Here is a 15,523-nt window from a genome sequence, read left to right as displayed (position 1 = left end):
CTGTTTCACCGTTCACACACCTGGCTCTCACGGTCACGGCCGTCGCCATGGGCTCCGCCGGAGGAACAGCGCATGCCAGACAGTTCACCCCCACCCTCCCCCAACTCCCCCTGGGAGAACGGCTGGACCCCCGACAACTCCCGGCCCCCCGGAACCCGCCGACTCTGGCTGGCCGGGGCCCTCGCCCTGACCACCGTCCTCACCTGCGTCGCGGCGATTGCCGTGATGGACAAGTCTCCTGACGAAGTGTCACGTACGAAGCGCGCCGATCCGACGGCAACGGCTGGCGCGGACGGTCCCGGCCTGCTCTCCTACGCCTCGCCGTCGAAGCAGGGCACGCCCACGCCCGACGGGCACCCGCCCGCCTCCGCGAAGGCGTCCGGCACTTCGGCCGGTGCGGCCACCGCGGAACACAGCGCCACGCCTTCCGCGAAAGCGCCGTCCCCCTCCGAGTCGGCTTCCTCTCACGGGAGTTCGACCGGGGGCTCGTCAGGAGGCTCTGCCGGAGGTTCGTCCGGTGGTTCGTCGGGAGGCTCGTCGAGTTCCTCGGCCACCTGGAAGTCGGTCCGTTCGGTCAACTACCCGGACCGCTACTGGCAGGTGAGCGGCGACTTCGTCAAGCTCAACCCGGTCAACTCCACCGCGGCCCGCCGCGCCGCCACCTTCAAGGTGGTCAAGGGCCTTGCGAACAGCTCCTGTTACTCCTTCGCGACGGCCGACGGGAGCTATCTGCGTCACCGCAACTTCATCCTCCGCGCGGAACGCAACGACGGCTCCCCCCTCTTCAAGCAGGACGCCACGTTCTGCCCCCGCACGTCGTCGTATTCCGGCGCGGTGATGCTGGAGTCGGTCAACTACCCCGGCCGCTACCTCCGTCACCAGAACTTCCAGCTCAAGCTGGACCCGTACCAGAACAGCGGTCAGTACCGCTCGGACTCCGCGTTCCGGCTGGTGGACGGGCTCAGCTAGTCAGACACGGGTGTCGCGAAAGGCGATCAGCGAGACCTTGGGCCGTAGGACGCAGAACTCGTTGCCCTCCGGGTCGGCGAGCACCACCCAGCCCACGGTCTCGCCCTGCCCGACGTCGACCCGCCGCGCACCCAGCGCGAGGATCCGTTCGACCTCGGCCTCCTGATCGTCGGGGGCGAGGTCGAAGTGCAGCCGGTTCTTCACCGTCTTCCGGTCACCCACCGGCATGAAGCAGATACCCGTCTGCGCGAACTCCCCTGGCCCGATGACGACTTCGCGTTCCTTCTCGGAGAGGATCCGCCAGTCGAGCACAGCGCACCAGAAGCGGGCGAGTCCCGGCAGATCATGCGTATCGATGACTACGTGATGCAGCGAAACGGCCATACCCCGAAAGGTATGGCCGTTTCCGTGCGTCCGAAGGTCAGACGTTGAAGCCGAGCGCCCGCAACTGGTCACGGCCGTCGTCCGTGATCTTGTCCGGGCCCCACGGCGGCATCCACACCCAGTTGATGCGGAGTTCGTTGACGAGGCCGTCCGTCGCGGACTTGGCCTGGTCCTCGATGACGTCCGTCAGCGGGCAGGCCGCCGAGGTCAGCGTCATGTCGATGGTGGCGATGTTGGCGTCGTCGATGTGCACGCCGTAGATGAGGCCGAGGTTGACGACGTCGATGCCCAGTTCGGGGTCGACGACGTCGAGCAGGGCCTCCCTGACCTCCTCCTCGGAGGCGGGCTTGATCTCCATGGTCTCGGTGTCGCTCATGCCGTCTTCCTTTCCGCGTCGGCGTCGGCTCCGCCCAGGGCCTGGGCCGTCGCGTCCTTCCATGCCATCCAGCTGAGGAGGGCGCACTTCACCCGTGCCGGGTACTTGGAGACGCCGGCGAACGCGATCGCGTCCTCCAGCACCTCCTCCATCGCGTCGTCGGGCTCGGTCCGGCCCTTGGACTGCATCAGCTCCAGGAAGGTCTCCTGGATCTTCTGCGCCTCGGACAGTTCCTTGCCGACGAGGAGGTCGTTCAGTACGGAGGCCGATGCCTGGCTGATGGAGCAGCCCTGGCCCTCGTAGGAGATGTCGGCGATCTGCTCGCCGTCGTACTTCACGCGCAACGTGATCTCGTCGCCGCAGGTCGGGTTGACGTGGTGCACCTCGGCATCGCCATCCCGCAAGCCCCGGCCGTGCGGGTGCTTGTAGTGGTCCAGGATGACTTCCTGGTACATCGAATCCAGCTTCACGTTCAGCCAGCTCCTCAGCCGAAGAAGTTCCGTACGTGCTCCAGGCCGTCGACCAGTGCGTCGATCTCGGCCGGCGTGGAGTACAGATAGAACGACGCTCGCGTGGTCGCAGGAATTCCGTAGCGCAGGCAGACGGGCCGCGCGCAGTGGTGGCCGACCCGGACCGCGATGCCTTCCTCGTCCAGCACCTGGCCCACGTCGTGCGGGTGGATGTCACCGAGCGTGAAGGAGATCGCCGCGCCCCGGTCCTCGGCCGTGGTGGGGCCGATGATCCTCAGGTCGGGGACGTCCAGCAGACGCTTCACCGCGTACTCGGTCAGCGCGTGCTCATGGGCGAGGATCTTGTCCATGCCGATCGCCGACAGGTAGTCGATCGCCGCGCCGAGACCGACCGCCTGGGCGATCGGCGGGGTGCCCGCCTCGAACTTGTGCGGGGCGGGGGCGTACGTCGACGAGTGCATCGACACGGTCTCGATCATCTCGCCGCCGCCGAGGAACGGCGGAAGGTCCTCCAGCAGCTCCTGGCGGCCCCAGAGAACGCCGATGCCCGTCGGGCCGCACATCTTGTGGCCGGTGAAGGCCACGAAGTCGGCCTGGAGCGCCTGGACGTCCAGCGGCATGTGCGGCGCGGCCTGCGAGGCGTCGATCAGGACCAGGGCCCCGACCTCCTGCGCGCGGCGCACGATCTTCTCGACCGGGTTGACCGTACCGAGGATGTTCGAGACCAGGACGAAGGAGACGATCTTCGTCTTCTCCGTGATGATCTCGTCTATGTTCGACAGGTCCAGCCGGCCGTCGTCCGTGAGGCCGAACCACTTCAGCTTCGCGCCCGTGCGCTGCGAGAGCAGCTGCCACGGGACGATGTTGGAGTGGTGCTCCATCTCCGTGATGACGATCTCGGTCTCGTGGTCCACGCGGTAGGGCTCGTCGGCCCAACCCAGCATGTTCGCGACGAGGTTGAGCGACTCCGAAGCGTTCTTGGTGAAGATCACCTCGTCGCGGGAGGGCGCGTTGATGAACGCGGCGACCTTGTCCCGCGCGCCCTCGTACAGCGCCGTGGCCTCCTCGGCGAGCACATGCACACCGCGGTGGACGTTGGCGTTGTAGCGCTCGTAGTACTCGTTCAGGGCGTCCAGCACCTGGCGCGGCTTCTGCGAGGTCGCCGCGTTGTCCAGGTACACGAGCTTCCGGCCCTCGTGGACCGTGCGGTCCAGGATGGGGAAGTCCTTGCGGATCGCCTCGTCGAGTAGTTGAGATGAACTCGTGAGGAGGCCCGGCAGTTGCGTCACGCGGATACGCCACCCTTCGTGGTGTAGGCCTCGTAGCCCTCGTTCTCCAGCTTGTCGGCGAGCTCGGCGCCGCCGGACTCGACGATCCTGCCGCCGGAGAAGACGTGCACGAAGTCGGGCTTGATGTAGCGCAGGATGCGCGTGTAGTGCGTGATCAGCAGGGTGCCGACCTCACCGGTCTCGCGGACGCGGTTGACGCCCTCGGAGACGACACGCAGGGCGTCGACGTCCAGGCCGGAGTCCGTCTCGTCGAGGATCGCGATCTTCGGCTTGAGCAGCTCCAGCTGGAGGATCTCGTGGCGCTTCTTCTCACCGCCGGAGAAGCCCTCGTTGACGTTGCGCTCGGCGAAGGCGGGGTCCATGGAGAGGCGCTCCATGGTCTCCTTGACCTCCTTCACCCAGGTACGCAGCTTCGGCGCCTCACCGCGGATGGCGGTGGCGGACGTACGAAGGAAGTTGGAGACGGAGACACCGGGGACCTCGACCGGGTACTGCATCGCGAGGAAGAGGCCGGCGCGGGCGCGCTCGTCGACGGACATCTCCAGGACGTCCTCGCCGTCGAGGGTGACGGTGCCGCCGGTGATCGTGTACTTCGGGTGGCCCGCGAGCGAGTAGGCGAGGGTCGACTTGCCGGAGCCGTTCGGGCCCATGATGGCGTGGGTCTCGCCCTGCTTCACGGTGAGGTCGACGCCCTTGAGGATCTCCTTCGTGGCGTTGTCGGCCTCGACGGTGACGTGCAGGTCGTGGATTTCAAGCGTTGCCATGGGTTCCTCAGGACTCCTGGGTGAGGGAGGCGCGTACGTCAACGAGGACGCTGCCCCCTTCGATCTTTACGGGGTAAACGGGCACGGGGCGGGTGGCGGGCAGGCCGGACGGCTTGCCGGTGCGCAGGTCGAACGCGGAGCCGTGCAGCCAGCACTCGATCTGACAGTCCTCCACCTCGCCCTCGGAGAGCGAGACGTTCGCGTGCGAGCAGACGTCGTTGATCGCGAACACCTCTCCCGCGGTACGGACGACCGAGACCGGCGTGCCGTCGAGTTCCACCCGCTTCGGGGTGTCCTCGTCCAGCTCGCTCAGCCCACAGGCGCGTACGAACGACATCAGACCGACGCCTCCAGCTCCGCGTCGATCTTCTCCAGCAGCCGCGTCTCGATGTCGGTGACACCGATCTGCTGGACCAGCTCGGCGAAGAAGCCGCGGACCACGAGACGGCGGGCGTCGTCGGCGGGGATGCCGCGCGCCATCAGGTAGAAGAGCTGCTCGTCGTCGAAGCGGCCGGTCGCGGAGGCGTGTCCGGCACCGACGATCTCGCCGGTCTCGATCTCCAGGTTCGGCACGGAGTCGACGCGGGCGCCGTCGGTCAGCACGAGGTTGCGGTTCATCTCGTACGTGTCGGTGCCCTCGGCGGTGGCCTCGATGAGCACGTCACCGATCCACACCGCGTGGGCTCCCTCGCCCTGGAGCGCGCCCTTGTACATCACGTTGGACTTGCAGTGCGGGGTGTTGTGGTCGACCAGGAGACGGTGCTCCTGGTGCTGGCCCGCGTCCGTGAAGTACAGGCCGAACAGCTCGGCGTCGCCGCCGGGTCCGGCGTAGGCCACGCGCGGGTGCAGTCGTACGACATCGCCGCCGAAGGTGACGACGAACGACTTGAACGTGGCGTCCCGGCCGATCAGGGCGTTGTGCTGGCCGATGTGCACGGCCTTGTCGTCCCAGTCCTGGACGGAGACGACGGTCAGCCTGGCGCCGTCGCCGATGATGTAGTCGACGTTGGCGGCGAGGACCGCGTCACCAGTGTGGTCGATGACGACGACGGCCTCGGCGAAGGCTCCGAGCTCGATGACTTGGTGGCCGTAGGCGACCCCGCCCTCGCCGTGCACGGCGATGCGGATCGGCTCGGTCAGGACCGTCTCCTTCGGGACGGTGACGACCGAGGCCTTCTCGAAGGACGAGTAGGCCTGCGCGGCCACGCGGTCCACCGGGGTGCCGGCCTTGCCGAGCCGCGCGTCGTCACGGTCGACGGTCTCCACGGTGACCCCCTCGGGGGCCCCGATGGCGACCTTCACGCCGCCGCCGTCGGCGACCGCGGTGCCGTCGTGCAGCCCGCGCAGGCGCTCCAGCGGGGTGAACCGCCACTCCTCCTCGCGGCCGTGGGGGACCGGGAAGTCCGCCACGTCGAAGGAGGGGGGCGCGCTCATGCGCGTGGCGACGGTCGACTCGGCGGCCACCGCGATCGATCCGGCGGTGGTGGAGGACCCCACCGTGGAGTTCTGAGCCTCAGCCATGGCTGTCGTAGTGCTCGCTTTCTGAAGTCAAGAAATGTGCTGACCGATGGGCGGGGTCAGCCGACCGAGCCTTCCATCTGCAACTCGATCAGCCGGTTGAGCTCAAGGGCGTACTCCATGGGCAGTTCCTTGGCGATCGGCTCGACGAAGCCGCGCACGATCATCGCCATCGCCTCGAACTCGGTCAGACCGCGGCTCATCAGGTAGAAGAGCTGGTCCTCGGAGACCTTGGAGACGGTCGCCTCGTGGCCCATGGAGACGTCGTCCTCGCGGACGTCGACGTACGGGTACGTGTCCGAGCGGGAGATCGTGTCGACGAGCAGCGCGTCGCACAGCACGTTCGACTTGGAGCCGTGGGCGCCCTCGCCGATCTCGACGAGGCCGCGGTAGGACGTACGGCCGCCGCCGCGCGCCACCGACTTGGAGACGATGTTGGAGGACGTGTTCGGCGCCATGTGGACCATCTTGGAGCCGGCGTCCTGGTGCTGGCCCTCGCCCGCGAAGGCGATGGAGAGGGTCTCGCCCTTGGCGTGCTCGCCCATCAGGTAGACGGCCGGGTACTTCATCGTCACCTTGGAGCCGATGTTGCCGTCGATCCACTCCATGGTCGCGCCCTCGTAGGCGACGGCGCGCTTGGTGACCAGGTTGTAGACGTTGTTCGACCAGTTCTGGATGGTCGTGTAACGGCAGCGGGCGTTCTTCTTGACGATGATCTCGACGACCGCGCTGTGCAGCGAGTCCGACTTGTAGATCGGCGCCGTACAGCCCTCGACGTAGTGCACGTAGGCACCCTCGTCGACGATGATCAGGGTCCGCTCGAACTGGCCCATGTTCTCCGTGTTGATACGGAAGTAGGCCTGGAGCGGGATCTCGACCTGAACGCCCTTGGGCACGTAGATGAAGGAACCGCCGGACCACACCGCGGAGTTCAGCGACGCGAACTTGTTGTCGCCGACCGGGATGACCGTCCCGAAGTACTCCTTGAAGAGCTCCGGGTGCTGCTTCAGCGCGGTGTCGGTGTCGAGGAAGATGACGCCCTGCTCCTCCAGGTCCTCACGGATCTGGTGGTAGACGACCTCGGACTCGTACTGGGCCGCGACACCGGCGACGAGGCGCTGCTTCTCCGCCTCGGGGATGCCGAGCTTGTCGTACGTGTTCTTGATGTCCTCGGGCAGGTCCTCCCAGGACTCCGCCTGCTTCTCCGTGGAGCGCACGAAGTACTTGATGTTGTCGAAGTCGATGCCGGAGAGGTCGGAACCCCAGTTCGGCATGGGCTTCTTCTCGAACAGGCGCAGGCCCTTGAGCCGGAGCTTGGTCATCCACTCCGGCTCGCTCTTCTTGGCGGAGATGTCCCGGACGACGTCATCGTTGATGCCGCGCTTGGCGGAGGCACCGGCCACGTCGGAGTCGGCCCAGCCGTATTCGTACGTGCCCAGACCCTCGAGCTCGGGGTGGGCGGTCTCCTCGATGGGGAGCGTCATGCGGGGTTCCTCCCGGCGGTACGTGCAGATGTGTCGGAGAGATCGGAAACGGTCTTGGAAATCTTGGGGATGAACGTGGTGCACACACCGTCGCCGTGGGCGATGGTGGCCAGTCGCTGGACATGGGTGCCGAGCAGCTGGGAGAAGAGCTCTGTCTCCGCCTCGCACAGTTGCGGGAACTGCTCGGCGACATGGGCGACCGGGCAGTGGTGCTGGCAGAGCTGCTCACCGACCGGTGCGCTACGCGCCGTAGCAGCGTACCCGTCCGCGCTCAGGGCCTTGGCCAGGGCTTCCGCGCGATTCTCGGGAGCCGCGGCCTCGACGACCTCGCGGTAGGCGACGGCCTGGGCGGCCATGCGGTCGCGGGCGAAGGCGACGACGGCCTCGTCCCCGCCGCTGTGCGCGGCGATCCAGCGCAGCGCGTCCGCGGCGAGCTTGTCGTAGGACTGGTCGAAGGCGTCCCGGCCGCAGTCGGTCAGGGCGAACACCTTGGCGGGCCGGCCGCGCGTACGCGCTCCGTAGACCCGCTGCTCACGTGCTTCCACGACGTCGTCGGCGACGAGCGCGTCGAGATGACGGCGCACGGCGGCCTGGGTCAGTCCCAGCCGCCCCGCGAGGTCGGTCACGGTCGACGGGCCATGGTCCAGGATGGAGCGCGCGACTCGGTTGCGGGTGGACCGCTCACCGGTCGCGAGTTCCTCCTGCGGAGCCTCGCCAACGTTTTTCACAACGCCATTGTTGCGTAATTCCTCAGAGCCTGACAACCCGCGCCCGGCGGATGGACGGTGCGCTGCATCACTTAGGCATACCTAATCTGACCTGCGAAAACGATCTTTGATCGATCAGTTCACCGGCGCCACCCACCCCCGTCGAGGACACTCCACGACCATGCCCACACCCCCTCCCACCGGCCCACTTGTCACCCGGGACACAGTCGCCGCAGCCCTGCGCGGGCTCGGCGTCCGCCCCGGTGAGACCCTCCTCGCGCACACCTCCCTCAGCTCCCTCGGATGGGTCTGCGGAGGCGCCGTGTCGCTCGTCCAGGGCCTCCTCGACGCCCTCGGCCCGACCGGCACCCTGGTGGTCCCCACCCAGACCGGCGACCTCTCGGACCCGGCCCACTGGGGAAACCCACCGGTCCCCCGCGCGTGGTGGGACACCATCCGCGCGTCCATGCCGTCCTACGACCCCCTCGTCACGCCCTCGCGCGGCGTCGGCGTCGTCCCGGAGACCGTGCGCACCTGGCCCGGCGCCGAGCGCTCCGCGCACCCGCAGACGTCCTTCGCGGCGATCGGCCCGCGCGCGGGCGAGATCCTCGACGGCCACGCGACCGACTGCCGGCTCGGCGAGCGCAGCCCGCTGGCCCGGCTGGAGGGCCTCCACGCGCGCGTGCTGCTGCTCGGCGCGGGCTACGACACCTGCACCAGCTTCCATCTCGCCGAGTACCGCATCGCGTCCCCGCTGGTCGGGCTCGGCCGCCCCGGCCCGGCCGGCTGGGAGACGGTGACCGAGGTGTCGATCTCCTCCGACCGCTTCGACGAACTGGGCCACGACTTCGAACGGGACCGTCCCGTCGGCCGCCCTGTCATCCGCGGCAAGGTGGGCGCGGCCGACGTGCGGCTGTTCCCGGTGGGCGACGCCGTGGCCTACGCCGAACGGTGGCTGCCTCTGCACCGTCCCCGCGAGGAGGAGTTCCAGCACCCTCCCCCGCTCTCGACGTCGTTCGAGCGGGGGGACCCCCATCTCTGAGGCCGGGTTCGGCTACCTAGACTCGGGCGCATGCGAAGTGAGCCCGTGCTCCAGGTCCAGGCCCTGGTGAAGCGGTACGGCACGAAGACCGCGGTGAACGGCCTCGACCTGGTGGCCGGTACGGGTGTCACGGCGGTGCTCGGCCCCAACGGAGCGGGCAAGACGACCACGGTCGAGACCTGCGAGGGGTACCGGAGGCCGGACTCCGGCACGGTGCGCGTCCTGGGCCTCGACCCGGTCCGCGAGTCCGCCGCGCTGCGCCCCAGAATCGGCGTGATGCTCCAGTCCGGCGGCGTCTACTCGGGCGCCCGTGCCGACGAGATGCTCCGCCACATCGCCAAGCTGCACGCGCACCCGCTGGACGTGGACGCCCTCATCGAGCGCCTGGGGCTGGGCAGTTGCGGCCGGACGACGTACCGCCGGCTGTCCGGCGGTCAGCAGCAGCGTCTCGCGCTCGCGATGGCCGTCGTAGGCCGCCCCGAACTGGTCTTCCTGGACGAGCCGACCGCGGGCCTCGACCCGCAGGCCCGCCGCGCCACCTGGGACCTGGTCCGTGACCTCCGCGCGGACGGCGTCTCCGTCATCCTCACGACCCATCACATGGACGAGGCCGAGCAGCTCGCCGACGACGTCGCCATCATCGACGCCGGCCAGGTCATCGCGCACGGCTCCCCCGAGGACCTGTGCCGCGGCGGCGCCGAGAACACGCTCCGCTTCAGCGGTCGCCCCGGCCTCGACGTCGGGTCCCTTCTGAAGGCGCTCCCGGCCGACTCCACGGCCGTCGAACTGACCCCGGGCTCCTACCGCGTCGGCGGCAAGGTGGACCCGCAACTGCTCGCCACGGTCACCTCGTGGTGTGCGCAGCACGGGGTGATGCCGGAGAAGATCTCGGTCGAACGGCACACCCTGGAGGACGTTTTCCTGGAGCTGACCGGCAAGGAGCTGCGCTCATGACCACGGCGACCTACGCGCCCGCACCGGGGGCGGCCCCGCTTCCCCGCATGATCGCGGCGCAGGCGATCCTCGAAACGAAGATGCTTCTACGGAACGGCGAGCAGCTCCTCCTCACGGTGGTCATCCCGACCCTCCTGCTGGTCCTGTTCAGCTCGGTGGACATCGTCGACACCGGGAAGGGCAAGTCCGTCGACTTCCTGACCCCCGGCATCCTCGCCCTCGCGGTGATGTCGACGGCGTTCACGGGCCAGGCGATCGCGACGGGCTTCGAGCGCCGCTACGGCGTCCTGAAGCGCCTGGCGTCCTCCCCGCTGCCCCGCTGGGGCCTGATGACCGCGAAGACGCTGTCGGTGCTGGTGACGGAGGTCCTCCAGATCGTCCTGCTGACGGCGATCGCCTTCGCGCTGGGCTGGTCCCCGCACGGCAACCCGTTCGCGGTGTTCCTGCTCCTGATCCTCAGCACGGCGGCCTTCTCGGGCCTCGGCCTCCTGATGGCGGGCACGCTGAAGGCGGAGGCGACGCTGGCCGCCGCGAACCTGGTGTTCCTGCTGCTGCTGGTCGGCGGCGGGGTCATCGTGCCGATGGACAAGTACCCGTCGGGGGTGCAGGACGTGCTGGGTCTGCTGCCGATCTCGGCCCTCTCGGACGGCCTGCGGGACGTGCTCCAGCACGGGGCCGGGATGCCGTGGGGCGACCTGGGGATCCTGGGCGTGTGGGCGGTCGCGGGGCTGGCCGCGGCGGGGGCGTTCTTCCGCTGGGAGTAGGCCCGGAGCGGTCGGGAGCGATCCTGTTCCGGACCCTCGTGAAAGCGTGCACAAGCGGCGCCCTACGATGGTCCCCGTGCCCAACGTGACCCGCGCCGACGTCGTAGCCGCCGCACGCAACCCCCTCGCCTTCATCGCCGCACGCTGGACCCCGGATCCCCGGACCGTCCGGCGGGCGGCGCTCGCCGCGCTCGTCATGTCGGTGGTCATCGTGGTCACCGGCGGTGCCGTGCGGCTGACGGGATCGGGGCTCGGCTGCCCGACCTGGCCCAAGTGCACGGACGACTCGCTCACCACGACCAGCGCGATGGGCTTCCACGGAGCCATCGAGTTCGGCAACCGGATGCTGACGTACGTGCTGTGCGCGGCCGTCGGCTGGGCGATCATCGCGGCGCGCTCGGAGAAGCCGTACCGCCGCACTCTCACCCGGCTCGGCTGGGCGCAGTTCTGGATCGTGATGAGCAACGCGATCCTCGGCGGGATCGTGGTGCTGGTCGGCCTCAACCCGTACACGGTCGCGGCCCACTTCTTGCTCTCCTCGGCGCTGATCGCGGTCGCCACGCTGATGTGGCAGCGCAGCCGGGAGGGCGACGGCGAGCCCAAGCCGCTGGTCGGCAAGGCCGTGCAGCAACTGGTGTGGTTCCTGGTCACCGCCTCCGTGCTGCTGATCGCGGTCGGCACGGTGGTCACCGGCGCGGGCCCGCACGCGGGTGACTCCAAGGAGGTCGACAGGATCCCGATCGACTGGGAGACGGTCGCCAAGCTGCACGCGGTGCTCGCCTGGATCGTGGTCACGCTGACGTTCGCCCTGTGGTTCGTCCTCAAGGCGGTCGACGCCCCCAAGGGCCCCCTGGACCGCACCCGTGAGCTGTTCCTGATCCTGCTCTCCCAGGGCGTCATCGGTTACGTGCAGTACTTCACGAACCTCCCCGAGGCCCTGGTCGCCCTCCACATGTTCGGCTCCTGCCTGGTGTGGATCGGGGTGCTGCGGGTGCTTCTGTCGCTGCGGGAACGGCCGGAGACCGTGGTCGACCTGCCGGGACCGTCGGTGGAACAGTCGCTGCCTACACGCGCCTAAGGCATCACCCGTAGTGCCTCACTTGTAATGCCTCACCCGTAGTGCTTCATCCGTAGCGGGTCACCAGGTCGTCGATCGCCGGGCCCAGATAGGCCCGGGTCAGCTCGGCGCGGCGGTCGAGCCAGCCCTCTTCAGGGGAAGGGGACGGCACCGTTTCGTCGTAACGCCGCCGTACGACGTCCTCCACGACCTCCACCGGAGCGCCGAGCCCGGGCAGCAGGTCGAGGGCCTCGCGCTTGGTGATCAGGCGGCCGTCCCGTCTGGTGACCGTCGCGCGGGCGAAGGTGGTCAGGCCCACGTCGACCCAGCTGTCCTGGAGCCAGACCTGCGGCTTGTCCAGGGCCGGCCGCCAGTACTCCCGCTGGTCGCGTACGACGAACTCGGCCAGCTCCTGGTCCGTCACGGCCGGCAGCAGGTCCTTCGGTGAGCCGCCCTGCAACACCCGCCCGAAGTCGTGCAGTTCACGCCGGGTGACGGGGGTGACCGGTCTGCGGGTCACATGGTCGTGCGCCCAGGCGAGGTGCCGCTGGTTCGGGGCGTCCTGGGTGCCCGGGGCGAGGTAGCTGCAGTGCAGCAGGCGGGCGAGGGGGTCGGTGCGCAGCCCGCGGTGCAGGGCGACCAGTCGGCGGGCGGTGCTGGGCTTGAGGGGATGGTCGAGGATGGCTATCAGGTCCAGGTCGCTGCGGCCCTCCTGGTAGTCGCCCCCGGCGAGCGAACCGTGGGCCCACACGGCAACGGGTTCCAGCGGGGCCAGTTCGTTCAGGAAGCGGGCGAGCAACGCGTCGGTCGGCATGGGGCCAGTCTGTACAGCTCACTCCAGCCCGTACACCCTGTTTGCGTTGCCGACCGCGATGAGCCCCGCCACACGTTGCGCGTCCGCCGACGACCAGGCCCCCTCGGCGACCCAGGTCCCGAGCACCCGCGCGAGCGCCTCGCGGAACAACCGCGCTCCTACGACGTGCAGTTCGGGCAGTCCGTGGGCTCCGCTGGAGAAGAGGATCTTGCCGAAGGGGGCCAGTTCCAGGATCTCGGCGAGCACGGTCGCGGCGCGGGCGCCGGTGCGGACGAGGGCGGCGCCGGAGTCGGCGTAGACGTGCGGGAAGACACCGGCGAGATGGGCCGCGTGACGGTGGTACGGGTAGCTGTGCAGCAGCACCAGGTCGGTGCCGAGCCCGGCCGTCGCGCGCACGAAGTCGGTGAGCAGGACGGGGTCGGTGCGGTCGATGCGCAGGCCCGGTTCGCCCAGTCCGGCGTGCAGTTGGAGCGGCAGTCCGGACGCGACGGCGATCCACAGCAGATGCCGTAGCAGTACGGGATCGCTGAGCGTCCCGCCTACGCGCCGCCCGGCCAGCCAGCGGCCCGCCGCGCCGCGCACCTCACCGGGGCCGGGCGGTTCCGGCGCGAGCGCGAGACCGTGCCGTACGCCCGCCACGGAGGTGAAGGCCACCGCGCTGCCCGCGGCGCCGTGCACCGACTCGGCGAGGTTGGCGAGGAAGGACTCGACGGTGCCGGAGGTGTCGGCGACCTGCTCCGCGAGGAGTTCGAGGCGGACGATCTCCCGCGCGTCCGCCTGGCCGGCCGTCGCCATCTCGGCGGGTCCGGTGAGGTCGCCGGGCAGACCCGTGTCGATCAGGTACGTCGTGATGCCGCTGCCGCGCAGCAGCCTACGGCCCGCTTCCAGTACGCCGAGTTCACGGCGCCGGGCGAGATAGCGGGCGGGCGGGCAGTGCGCCTCCAGGCCGAGCAGGGGCGGGCACCATCGTCGTACGGCGAATCCCGTCTGGGTGTCGAACAGGGTGGTGCCGGGTGCGGGTGGGCCCTCGGTGCGGGTGAGTTGGGCCTCGAAGGTGCCGAGGCCCAGCTCCGTTCTCAGTACGCCGTGGCAGTACTGGTCCACGAGGGACGGCGTTTCGATCATCCGGGCTCCCCGTGCAGTTGACCGCGTCGCTTGTACGGGGCCTAACGGGTGAACCGGGGTTCGGGTGTTGGTGCGCACACCCCGTGTGAGGGGGCGCCAGGGGGAGGGAGTGCGGGTTCGTCAGCGATCGACGGCTAGTGGGGGCTGGTCGCGCAGTTCCCCGCGCCCCTTTGGGGCGCTACCGCCCGATCTGGATTCCTGCCATGCGCTTCCACTCGTACGGGCCCGTCGTCACCTTTGCCGCGAACTCGCCGTCGAAGTCCTCGTGGACGGTGATCCCGGACTTCGCCACTGCCTGTTGGGCGATCTCATAAGAAGTCGCCACCAGGTCGCCCCAGCCGCCGTCCTCGCCCACGAGGACAATGCGGGCGCCACGCTCCCCGATGTACGCGACCTGGCCCTCGGCCCCGCCGTGCGCCTTGGAGAAGGTGCCGATCTGCTTGGCGAGGCGGGCCACCTGGCGCTCGGCCTTCGCGTCAACCTGCTGCGTGTCTGCCATGACGAGGATGCTACCGACGGGTAGATCGAACGGCGACGGGCGGGGGGAGTGACTCCCGCCTCAGACCCTGCCCCGGCCGTGCCCCGAGGGCCTACCTCAGGAAGGGGTCCACCGCGATCGCCACGAACAACAGCGACACATAGGTGATCGACCAGTGGAACAGCCGCATCTCCTTGAGCTTGCCGCCGCTCACCTCGGCCCTGGCCCGGTTCTGGAGCCCGTGCGCCTCCCACAGCCAGAAGCCGCCGGCCAGCAGCGCGACCGTGGTGTAGAACCAGCCGGTGTAGCCGAGGGGCGTGAGCAGCAGCGAGACCGCGACCATGACCCAGCTGTAGATGACGATCTGCTTGGCGACGACCTTGTTGGAGGCGACGACCGGGAGCATCGGAACGCCCACGCGCGCGTAGTCGTCGCGGACCTTCATGGAGAGCGGCCAGTAGTGCGGCGGCGTCCAGAAGAACATGACGAGGAAGAGAATGATCGGGGCCCAGGACATGGAGTCCTTGACCGCGGACCAGCCGATGAGGACGGGCAGGCAGCCGGCGATTCCGCCCCACACGATGTTCTGCGAGGTACGGCGTTTGAGGATCATCGTGTAGACGACGACGTAGAAGAGGAGCGCTCCGAGCGCGAGCCAGGCGGACAGCCAGTTGACGGTCAGGCCGAAGAGGAGTGTCGAGACGACGGCGAGGGTGATGCCGAAGGCGAGGCACTCGCGGGGGCTGACCATGCCGGTGACGAGGGGGCGCTGCGAGGTGCGGTCCATGAGCGCGTCGATGTCGCGGTCGATGTACATGTTGAGCGCGTTCGCGCCACCCGCGGAGAGGTAGCCGCCGACACAGGTGAGGAGGACCAGCTTGAGGTCCGGTACACCCTGCTGGGCCAGGAACATCACCGGAACGGTGGTGATCAGCAGCAGTTCGATGATCCGTGGCTTCGTCAACGCCACGAACGCCATGACCCGGGCCCCGATCGGCCGCCGGCTCGGGCTCTGACTCGCCCCGACAATCCCCGCTGGACGGGATTCAACGGCCGTCACGCACACCCCTGACAGAGACATCCCAGCAAGCCTTCGGGTGTGAACTCCCCGTAACGGCTCACGCGTACCACGCCACTGTAGACGTTGCCCAGACCCGGACATTCGCGGGGGTGGGGTCGTGTTGGGGAGCACCCCCGGAAGAGCTGATCACGCCTCTGTTGAGCACTCGAACGAGCACCTCCGTATTCAGTTGCCGAATACGAAACGACCCAGTCGGGAGGCGGATCCGCGAGAGTCCCGGCAGTCTGGAATGACTCGAAAAAATGCA

The 15,523-nt window shown here is 68.8% G+C and carries 18 protein-coding genes; 5 read left to right on the top strand and 13 right to left on the bottom strand.

Annotated elements, in window-relative coordinates; translation table 11 throughout:
• The first annotated feature begins 72 nt into the window (after positions 1-72).
• Positions 73-969: an AbfB domain-containing protein gene (locus ACIRRY_RS38815; protein WP_403982641.1), complete on the top strand. Its 897-nt coding sequence runs from the start codon at positions 73-75 to the stop codon at positions 967-969.
• Here the strand turns inward: ACIRRY_RS38815 and ACIRRY_RS38810 are convergent, their stop codons facing one another.
• The 9 genes from ACIRRY_RS38810 to ACIRRY_RS38770 are packed head-to-tail and all read right to left on the bottom strand — an operon-like array spanning position 970 to position 7,982.
• A complete protein-coding gene (locus ACIRRY_RS38810; protein ID WP_403982638.1) occupies positions 970-1,353 on the bottom strand; it encodes a VOC family protein in 384 nt (127 codons plus the stop codon). It abuts the gene before it with no gap.
• Between the two features lie 37 nt (positions 1,354-1,390).
• Positions 1,391-1,729, bottom strand: a complete 339-nt coding sequence (locus ACIRRY_RS38805) for a metal-sulfur cluster assembly factor (protein ID WP_019060535.1) — start codon at positions 1,727-1,729, stop codon at positions 1,391-1,393.
• Positions 1,726-2,199, bottom strand: coding sequence for a Fe-S cluster assembly sulfur transfer protein SufU (gene sufU, locus ACIRRY_RS38800; RefSeq protein ID WP_403982636.1), 474 nt, complete (start codon positions 2,197-2,199; stop codon positions 1,726-1,728). Before sufU ends, ACIRRY_RS38805 begins: the two co-directional genes overlap by 4 nt.
• Before the next feature lie 14 nt (positions 2,200-2,213).
• Positions 2,214-3,488, bottom strand: a complete 1,275-nt coding sequence (locus ACIRRY_RS38795) for a cysteine desulfurase (RefSeq protein ID WP_403982634.1) — start codon at positions 3,486-3,488, stop codon at positions 2,214-2,216.
• On the bottom strand, positions 3,485-4,252 hold the full coding sequence (gene sufC, locus ACIRRY_RS38790) for a Fe-S cluster assembly ATPase SufC (RefSeq protein ID WP_019060532.1): 768 nt from the start codon (positions 4,250-4,252) through the stop codon (positions 3,485-3,487). Before sufC ends, ACIRRY_RS38795 begins: the two co-directional genes overlap by 4 nt.
• A gap of 7 nt (positions 4,253-4,259) precedes the next feature.
• Entirely contained in the window at positions 4,260-4,589 is a 330-nt protein-coding gene (locus tag ACIRRY_RS38785) for a non-heme iron oxygenase ferredoxin subunit (RefSeq protein ID WP_403982632.1), read from the bottom strand.
• Positions 4,589-5,773, bottom strand: coding sequence for a Fe-S cluster assembly protein SufD (gene sufD / locus ACIRRY_RS38780; RefSeq protein ID WP_403982630.1), 1,185 nt, complete (start codon positions 5,771-5,773; stop codon positions 4,589-4,591). The genes ACIRRY_RS38785 and sufD overlap by 1 nt, the downstream gene beginning before the upstream one ends.
• 56 nt (positions 5,774-5,829) lie before the next feature.
• Positions 5,830-7,254 carry a Fe-S cluster assembly protein SufB gene (gene sufB, locus ACIRRY_RS38775; protein ID WP_403982628.1) on the bottom strand — a complete coding sequence of 475 codons (1,425 nt, stop codon included), beginning with the start codon at positions 7,252-7,254 and terminating at the stop codon, positions 5,830-5,832.
• Entirely contained in the window at positions 7,251-7,982 is a 732-nt protein-coding gene (locus tag ACIRRY_RS38770; RefSeq protein ID WP_403982626.1) for a helix-turn-helix transcriptional regulator, read from the bottom strand. Before ACIRRY_RS38770 ends, sufB begins: the two co-directional genes overlap by 4 nt.
• Before the next feature lie 160 nt (positions 7,983-8,142).
• Here ACIRRY_RS38770 and ACIRRY_RS38765 point away from each other — a divergent pair, with 160 nt between their 5' ends.
• The 4 genes from ACIRRY_RS38765 to ACIRRY_RS38750 all read left to right on the top strand — a co-directional run bounded on the left by ACIRRY_RS38765 (position 8,143) and on the right by ACIRRY_RS38750 (position 11,799).
• Positions 8,143-9,003: an aminoglycoside N(3)-acetyltransferase gene (locus tag ACIRRY_RS38765; RefSeq protein WP_403982624.1), complete on the top strand. Its 861-nt coding sequence runs from the start codon at positions 8,143-8,145 to the stop codon at positions 9,001-9,003.
• A 30-nt stretch (positions 9,004-9,033) separates the two neighbouring features.
• The gene (locus ACIRRY_RS38760; protein WP_403982621.1) at positions 9,034-9,957 is read left to right on the top strand and encodes an ABC transporter ATP-binding protein; all 924 of its coding nucleotides are present in this window, start codon (positions 9,034-9,036) and stop codon (positions 9,955-9,957) included.
• The gene (locus ACIRRY_RS38755; RefSeq protein ID WP_403982619.1) at positions 9,954-10,721 is read left to right on the top strand and encodes an ABC transporter permease; all 768 of its coding nucleotides are present in this window, start codon (positions 9,954-9,956) and stop codon (positions 10,719-10,721) included. Before ACIRRY_RS38760 ends, ACIRRY_RS38755 begins: the two co-directional genes overlap by 4 nt.
• A gap of 67 nt (positions 10,722-10,788) precedes the next feature.
• The gene (locus tag ACIRRY_RS38750) at positions 10,789-11,799 is read left to right on the top strand and encodes a heme A synthase (protein WP_403982617.1); all 1,011 of its coding nucleotides are present in this window, start codon (positions 10,789-10,791) and stop codon (positions 11,797-11,799) included.
• Positions 11,800-11,845: 46 nt separating this feature from the next.
• Here the strand turns inward: ACIRRY_RS38750 and ACIRRY_RS38745 are convergent, their stop codons facing one another.
• From ACIRRY_RS38745 to ACIRRY_RS38730, 4 genes are all read right to left on the bottom strand, one after another.
• Positions 11,846-12,592, bottom strand: a complete 747-nt coding sequence (locus ACIRRY_RS38745; protein WP_403982614.1) for a nucleotidyltransferase domain-containing protein — start codon at positions 12,590-12,592, stop codon at positions 11,846-11,848.
• 18 nt (positions 12,593-12,610) lie between these two features.
• On the bottom strand, positions 12,611-13,717 hold the full coding sequence (locus ACIRRY_RS38740; protein ID WP_403982611.1) for an amidohydrolase family protein: 1,107 nt from the start codon (positions 13,715-13,717) through the stop codon (positions 12,611-12,613).
• Between the two features lie 178 nt (positions 13,718-13,895).
• Positions 13,896-14,216 (bottom strand): hypothetical protein, encoded by a 321-nt coding sequence (locus ACIRRY_RS38735; RefSeq protein ID WP_403982609.1) that lies wholly within the window; start codon positions 14,214-14,216, stop codon positions 13,896-13,898.
• A 91-nt stretch (positions 14,217-14,307) separates the two neighbouring features.
• A complete protein-coding gene (locus ACIRRY_RS38730; protein ID WP_403983025.1) occupies positions 14,308-15,261 on the bottom strand; it encodes a heme o synthase in 954 nt (317 codons plus the stop codon).
• Positions 15,262-15,523 lie beyond the last annotated feature (262 nt).

This window comes from Streptomyces sp. NPDC101776 (assembly GCF_044766845.1).
GTDB lineage: Bacteria > Actinomycetota > Actinomycetes > Streptomycetales > Streptomycetaceae > Streptomyces.
Note: the sequence above shows the minus strand (reverse complement) of the source record. Positions and strands in the feature narration are given on the sequence as shown.